This is a genomic window from Actinoallomurus acaciae (assembly GCF_042429965.1).
GTDB classification, from domain to species: Bacteria; Actinomycetota; Actinomycetes; order Streptosporangiales; family Streptosporangiaceae; genus Actinoallomurus; species Actinoallomurus acaciae.
In genome coordinates this window covers 1-6,440 of the sequence record NZ_JBHLZP010000455.1, presented here as the reverse complement: position 1 = coordinate 6,440, position 6,440 = coordinate 1, and the positions used below count along the sequence as shown (strand labels likewise).

The following is a 6,440-nucleotide window of genomic DNA, read 5'->3' as shown; positions in this document are numbered from 1 at the left end:
GCCGCCGGGTCGGCGGCCAGCCAGGTGCCGCCGGCCAGCTCGTCGCGGCCGCCGATCAGGCCCGGACGTCCGGGCCAGTGCCGGGCGGGCGGGGTCCACGCCCGGTCGAGCATCTCGTCACGTACGCCGGCGAGGAACACCGGGACCCGTGCGCGCGGGTCGTACCCGACGATCGCCGTGCACATCTACACGGGCGGCCAGGGGATGGCGGGCCAGTCCTCTGGAGGGTAGGGATGGATGCGGTGCTTAAGCATGAGGTCGACGCGGCCGATGGTGGCCTCGACCTCCGGCTCACTCAGCAGGGCCCGCAGCCGGGCGGTGAGGCCGTCGCGGTCGAAGGCGTGGCGGAGCCGTTGCAGCGCCTCGACCGCCTCGCCGGTGAGGTCCTTGCCGCGCCACTGCCACAGGACGGTGCGCAGCTTGTACTCGTCGGAGAAGCAGACGCCGTGGTCACAGCCGTACACGTGGCCGGACGCGATCGGCAGCAGGTGCCCGACCTTGCGGTCGGCGTTGTTGACGACGGCGTCGAAGACCGCCATGCGGCGTACGGCCGGGTCGTCGCCGCGCGAGAGCGCCAGCACGTCGGCGTCGCCGTCCTGGTCGATCCACAGCTGCACCATGCCGGGGCCGAACGGGCCGTCGCGGTGAACGGTCGGCGGCACGATCCGCCAGCCCATCTGCTCGGAGATGACGTAGGCCGCGACCTCGCGGCCGGCGAGGGTGCCGTCCGGGAAGTCCCACAGCGGGCGTTCGCCGGAGATGGGCTTGTAGACGCAGTTCGCCCGCAGGCCCTCGAACTCGATGGAGCAGTACAGCGTCGCGTTGGTCGCGGCGACGAGCCGCCCCTCAACGGTGATCTCGCCGTGTTGCAACAGGCGGACTGCGGTCTCGACGTCGGCGGGGCCGACCGAACCGTCGCCGCCGACGCCGTACCGGGAGGGCTGACTCATGGCTCTAGTGTCCGTGCGATCGACATTTCAGCCAAGATGGCCATTCTGCCGCGGACAGACGTGGCCCTGGGAGTCCAGCGGCAGCCCGCACAGCGGGCAGGGCGGCCGTCCGGCGGCGACGATCTTCAAGGCGCGCTGGGCGAAGGCGCGGGCCTGCCCGGCCGTGATGCGGACGCGGAGCACCACGGCGACGGGGTCCTCGCTGCCGATCTCCGACTCGTCCTCCTCACCCTCGGTGACCTCCTGTGCCTCGATGACCACGCGCTCATCTTCGGGATCCCAGGCCAGCGCCATCGTACCGACGCGGAACTCCTCCTCGATCGGCTGTTCGAGCGGCTCGTCGTCCTGCAGCTCGACCGGCGCTACCGCGGGGACCGCGGTGGCGCCGCCCTGGCGCAGCACCTCGTCCAGCAGCTCCTCCAGGCGCTCCGCCAACAGCGTCACCTGGAACTTCTCCAGGCCGACGCTCGTGACGCGGCGCCCCGCCCGAGCCTGCAGGAAGAACGTGCGGTCGCCAGGCTGGCCGACGGTGCCCGCCACAAACCTTTCGGGCATGTCGTATGCGATGACCGGCATGAGGACGACCCTACGCTCCGCCACCGACGGGCGCGTCACTGTCCTCGCCGGACTTCGCAAGAAGATCGTCGACTTTCCCGCCCTTGTCGTTCAGACGGAGGACGAACGGTCGCGTCTCGGTGTAACGGATCACGGTCAGCGACGCGGGGTCGGCCTGAATGCGCTGGAACTGATCCAGGTGCAGGCCCAGGGCGTCGGCCACGATGGACTTGATGATGTCGCCGTGGCTGCAGACCAGGAACGTCGCGTCCGGCTTGAGCGTGTCGTTCCACTCGCGCACGGCGGCCACCGCACGGTGCTGGGCGTCGGCCATGGCCTCACCGCCGGGGAACCGCGCGGCGCTGGGATGGGCCTGGACGACCTTCCACAGGTCCTCTTTGGCCAGCTCTTCGAGGCGCCGCCCGGTCCAGTCGCCGTACTTGACCTCGCCGAACCGGTCGTCGGTGCGCACCTGGAGGTCGTCGCGTCCGTCGAGGAGGGCCTGCGCGGTCTCCTGGCAGCGCTCCAGGGGACTCGAGACGACCAGGTCGAGGGGCAGGGGCGCGAGGCGCGCCGCGAGCTCGGCGGCCTGCTCACGGCCGCGCTCGTTGAGGTGCACCTCGGGCGTCCAGCCGGCGAGCACCGGCCCCGTCAGCTCGGTCAGCCCGTGGCGCACCAAGAGGAGAGTTGCCACGTCGTGAACTGTAGCCGCACCCGGCGCGGCGATTGCCACCCAAGGTCACGGGTAGGTCATGTGGCGCCCCCGTCCGTGTCTTATCCGGGACAATGTGATCATGATCGTGGATTGCGCCATCTATCGGAAGGGCGTCCGTGACGACGTCGACGGCGACCTCAGCGACGCCCTCGACGCCGCGCGGGAACTCGGTGACTGCTTCATGTGGATCGGCCTGCACGAGCCGAGCGCCGAGGAGTTCGACCAGGTCGCCGGCGAGTTGCAGCTGCATCCGCTCGCGATCGAGGACGCGGTCCACGCGCACCAGCGGCCCAAGCTCGAGCGCTACGGCGACGTGCTGTTCGTCGTCATCAAGTCGCTGCGCTACATCGACGCGACCTCCGACATCGAGGTCGGCGAGATCATGCTGTTCCTCGGCGAAGACTTCCTGATCACCGTCCGGCACGGCGAAGGCGTGCCGCTGAAGGCCGTGCGGCGGCGGCTGGAGGGCGACCCGGAGCTGCTCCGCCACGGACCCAGCGCGGTGCTCTACACGGTGCTCGACGAGATCGTGGACCAGTACGGCTCGATCGCCCACGAGGTCGAGACCGACATCATCGACCTCGAACGCCGCGTCTTCGCGCCCCAGCGCACCACGGTCACCGAGGACATCTACGAGCTCAAGCGCGAGGTGCTGGAGTTCCGCGGCGCCGAGGACCCGCTGATCCCCGTACTCCAGGAGATCCTGAAGGGCCGCGTGCGCGTCGCCGAGGGCACGCTGGAGTACTTCCGCGACGTCCTGGACCACCTGCTGCGCGTCGACGAGCAGGTCGACTCGCACAACGAGCTGCTGACGAACGTGCTGAACGCGCACCTCGCCCAGGTCGGCATGCAGCAGAACGAGGACATGCGCAAGATCTCCGCCTGGGCGGCGATCCTCGCCGTGCCGACGATGATCACCGGCGTGTACGGCATGAACTTCGACCACATGCCGGAGCTGCACCAGTGGTGGGGCTACCCGGCGGCGATGCTGGTCATCGTGGCCATCTGCGTCGGCCTGTACCGCTGGTTCCGCAAGAGCGGCTGGCTCTAGACACCGGCACCCGCCACCGGCTAGGGCCTGTCTCGAAGTGGGTGCCGGCCGACAAGGGCTACAAGCTCCCGCGCGATCCGGGCCTACCCGCGCCGCCCTGGTATCGCCGCGACCATCCCCGGAACGACGCGACCAGCAGCCCGGCCGCCTTCACCGCGGCTCACGCGGTGGCCGGCCGCCGGCTTTCGACCCGGCCATCAACCGGCGACCTAACGTGGCCGAACGCCGCTTCGGCCGGCTCAAGCAGTACCGCACCATCACCACCCGGTACGACAAGACCGCCCAGCCCTACCAAGGCATGATCGACCTCGCCACCCTACTCATCCGGCTTTGAGGACACGCCCCAGGAGCCGGTGCGGCGGCGGATGACGTCGCGTACCTCGATGTGGAGGGCGTCGCCGGCGGGCGCGAGGCGTGCGAGCAGCTCGGGTTCGCGGGTGAGGGCCCGCAGGGTGAGCGCCACGGTCACGTCGTGGTCCGGGCGGCGCACGATCGCGATCGGGTCGCCGGTGCGGATGTCGCCCGGTTCGATCACCCGCAGGTACGGGCCGGGTACCGCGGCGGCGATGAACCGTTTGATCCACCCGGACACGCCCAGCCACCCCTCGAAGGTCACGCACGGGATCCGTGCGGCGGAGACCTCCAGGACGACGTCGGGCCCGATCCGCCAGCGCTCGCCGATCAGGGCGCCGTTGACGTCCAGGCCCTCGGTGGTGAGGTTCTCCCCGAAGGCGCCGTTGGGCAGCGGCCGGTCCAGTTCGGCCGCCCACCGGTCGAGGTCCTCGCGGGCGTAGGCGTAGACGGCCTGTTCGGCGCCGCCGTGATTCTTGACGTCGTGGGCCCGGTCACCGGCCAGGCCGACCTCGCCGGTGCCCTTGGGTCCCGGCGCGATGACGGCGACCGGGCCCTCGGCGGGACATTTGTCGATGCCCGTGGCGGGCAGGCGCTTCCAGGGGTTGGGCCGCGGCCTGCCCACGTTGACCGAGAGGACCTTCATACCGGTGACGGTACGCCGCCCGCCCGGTCACGTGGCGGCGATGGCACCGGCGGCGAGCAGGCCGAAGAGGATGCCGCCGAGCGCCACCCGGTAGTAGACGAACACCAGCGTCGAGTGGCGGACGAGGAACTTCAGCAGCCACGCGATCGAGGCGTACCCGACCACGAACGACACGACGGTGGCGATGGCCGTGCCCGCCACGGGCAGCGTGCCCTCGCCGACCTTGCGCAGCTCGAACAGGCCGGACAGGACCACGGCCGGGATGGACAGCAGGAAGGAGTAGCGGGCCGCCGCCTCACGCGTGTAGCCGAGGAACAGGCCGCCGGTGATGGTCGAACCGGACCGCGACGAGCCGGGGATCAGCGCGAGGCACTGGAAGCCGCCGATGATGAGGCCGTCGCGCATGTTCAGGTCGCCGACCTCGCGCTTCTGCCGGGCGGCCCACTCGGCGATCAGGAGCACCAGGCCCATGACGATGAGGCTGCCCGCGTTGATCCACAGGTTGCGGGCCGGGCCCTCGATGGCGCTGTTGAACGCCAGGCCCACCACCGAGACGGGGATCGTGCCAAGCCCGACGTACCAGCCCATGCGGGCGTCGAGGTGGTGGCGCAGGTCCGGGTTGAACAGGCTGCGGAACCAGGTGACGGTGATCCGGACGATGTCGCGCCAGAAGTAGATGAGCACCGCGAGCATGGTGCCGAGCTGGATCACCGCGGTGAACGCCGCGCCCGGGTCCTTCCAATCGAGCAGCCGGGGCACGATCAGGAGGTGGGCCGAACTGGAGATCGGCAGGAACTCGGTGAGTCCCTGAACGATCCCGAGCACGGTGGCTTGCACGAAGTTCACGGGCGGTGGCTCTTCCTCGTACCGATGAGTCGATGTCGCAGGCAGCCTAGCGAGCGGTGTGGGTACGTGCGGACGAACCACTCCGCGCCCGATACGCTCCGCAGACATGGAACAGCGTCACCTCGGCCGGAGCGGCCTGTCCGTTTCTCGCCTCGGCCTGGGCACGATGACGTGGGGCGGCGACACCGGCATCGAAGACGCGGCCGACCAGCTCACGACCTTCGTCGAGGCGGGCGGCAGCCTCCTCGACACCGCGGACGTGTACTGCGGCGGCGAGAGCGAGCGGGTCATCGGCGAGCTGGTCGGACAGGTCGTCGACCGTCACGACCTGGTCATCGCGACCAAGGCGGTGCTGACCGCCGAGGGGACGCGCGACGCCTCGCGCCGTCACCTGCTGCGCGCGCTGGACGCCTCCCTCGAACGCCTCGGCGTGGACCACGTCGACCTGTGGCAGCTCCACGCGTACGACCCGCGCACGCCGATGGAGGAGACGCTGTCCGCCCTCGACGAGGCCGTCACCTCCGGCCGCGCCCGGTACGCCGGGGTCTCCAATTACGCCGCCTGGCAGCTCGCCGCCGCGGCGACCTGGCAGCGCGCCTGGCCGGGCCGTACGCCGATCGTGTCCACGCAGGCGGAGTACTCCCTGCTGCGGCGTGACGTGGAGGATGACCTGGTGCCGGCGTCGCTGCAGCTCGAAGTGGGTCTGCTCCCCTACTCGCCGCTGGGCCGCGGGGTACTGACCGGCAAGTACCGCACGGGCATCCCGGCCGACTCCCGCGCCGCCAGCCCGCACTATGCCGAGTTCGTCCAGCCATACCTGAACGACCGCTGTGCCCGGATCGTCGAGTCGGTGTCGACGGCCGCCGAGGGGCTCGGCGTGTCGCCCCTCGCCGTGGCGCTCAGCTGGGTCCGCGACCAGCCGGGCGTGGTCGCGCCGGTCGTCGGGGCGCGTACGGCCAGGCAGCTCTCCGTCGTCCTGGAGGCCGAGGAGATCACCCTGCCCGGCGAGATCCGCGACGCCCTGGACGACATCTCCTCCGAAGACGACTGACCCGCGTCGGGCACGGAGCGGCATGGTCGGCAGCGGCGAAGGGGCCTGACACCGTAGGGTGACCGTCGATGACTGACACATCCTCCACTCCGCCCGCGGACCTGGTCGAGCTGTTCGCGTCGGCCGAGGTTCCGGCGCGGCTCGCGCACCAGGTGGCGGCGGGCCTCGGGCCGGGCGCCGCGCGAGAGCTGCGGGACAACCCCTGGCGGCCGCTCGCGGTGCCCGGCGTACGGCGCGAGCAGGCCGACTTCTTCGCCCGCAGGCTCCTCGGCGCC

At 70.8% G+C, this 6,440-nt stretch carries 9 protein-coding genes and 1 pseudogene; 4 read left to right on the top strand and 6 right to left on the bottom strand.

Translation table 11 applies throughout. The annotated features are described in order from the left end of the window. The 4 genes from ACFFNX_RS38355 to ACFFNX_RS38340 all read right to left on the bottom strand — a co-directional run. Positions 1-185, bottom strand: a 185-nt coding sequence (locus ACFFNX_RS38355; RefSeq protein WP_378211014.1) for an NRDE family protein, incomplete at its 3' end; no start/stop codon positions are given. Then, positions 186-950: an SCO1664 family protein gene (locus ACFFNX_RS38350; RefSeq protein ID WP_378211013.1), complete on the bottom strand. Its 765-nt coding sequence runs from the start codon at positions 948-950 to the stop codon at positions 186-188. Between the two features lie 27 nt (positions 951-977). Next, entirely contained in the window at positions 978-1,526 is a 549-nt protein-coding gene (locus ACFFNX_RS38345) for an Rv2134c family protein (protein ID WP_378211012.1), read from the bottom strand. 10 nt (positions 1,527-1,536) lie between these two features. After that, on the bottom strand, positions 1,537-2,199 hold the full coding sequence (locus ACFFNX_RS38340; protein ID WP_378211011.1) for a histidine phosphatase family protein: 663 nt from the start codon (positions 2,197-2,199) through the stop codon (positions 1,537-1,539). Between the two features lie 100 nt (positions 2,200-2,299). Here ACFFNX_RS38340 and corA point away from each other — a divergent pair, with 100 nt between their 5' ends. Beyond that, positions 2,300-3,271, top strand: a complete 972-nt coding sequence (gene corA / locus ACFFNX_RS38335; protein WP_378211010.1) for a magnesium/cobalt transporter CorA — start codon at positions 2,300-2,302, stop codon at positions 3,269-3,271. A 214-nt stretch (positions 3,272-3,485) separates the two neighbouring features. Continuing rightward, positions 3,486-3,605, top strand: coding sequence for a hypothetical protein (locus ACFFNX_RS38330; protein WP_378211009.1), 120 nt, complete (start codon positions 3,486-3,488; stop codon positions 3,603-3,605). Here ACFFNX_RS38330 and ACFFNX_RS38325 read toward each other — a convergent pair. Then, the gene (locus ACFFNX_RS38325; protein ID WP_378211008.1) at positions 3,588-4,268 is read right to left on the bottom strand and encodes an MOSC domain-containing protein; all 681 of its coding nucleotides are present in this window, start codon (positions 4,266-4,268) and stop codon (positions 3,588-3,590) included. The genes ACFFNX_RS38330 and ACFFNX_RS38325 overlap by 18 nt on opposite strands. A gap of 27 nt (positions 4,269-4,295) precedes the next feature. After that, positions 4,296-5,114 (bottom strand): undecaprenyl-diphosphate phosphatase, encoded by an 819-nt coding sequence (locus ACFFNX_RS38320; RefSeq protein ID WP_378211006.1) that lies wholly within the window; start codon positions 5,112-5,114, stop codon positions 4,296-4,298. Positions 5,115-5,220: 106 nt separating this feature from the next. Between ACFFNX_RS38320 and ACFFNX_RS38315 the strand changes: the two genes are divergently transcribed. Both ACFFNX_RS38315 and ACFFNX_RS38310 read left to right on the top strand, forming a co-directional pair. Continuing rightward, positions 5,221-6,165 carry an aldo/keto reductase gene (locus ACFFNX_RS38315; RefSeq protein ID WP_378211005.1) on the top strand — a complete coding sequence of 315 codons (945 nt, stop codon included), beginning with the start codon at positions 5,221-5,223 and terminating at the stop codon, positions 6,163-6,165. 68 nt (positions 6,166-6,233) lie between these two features. Then, positions 6,234-6,440 (top strand): annotated as a pseudogene (locus ACFFNX_RS38310) (helix-hairpin-helix domain-containing protein); the annotation flags it as partial.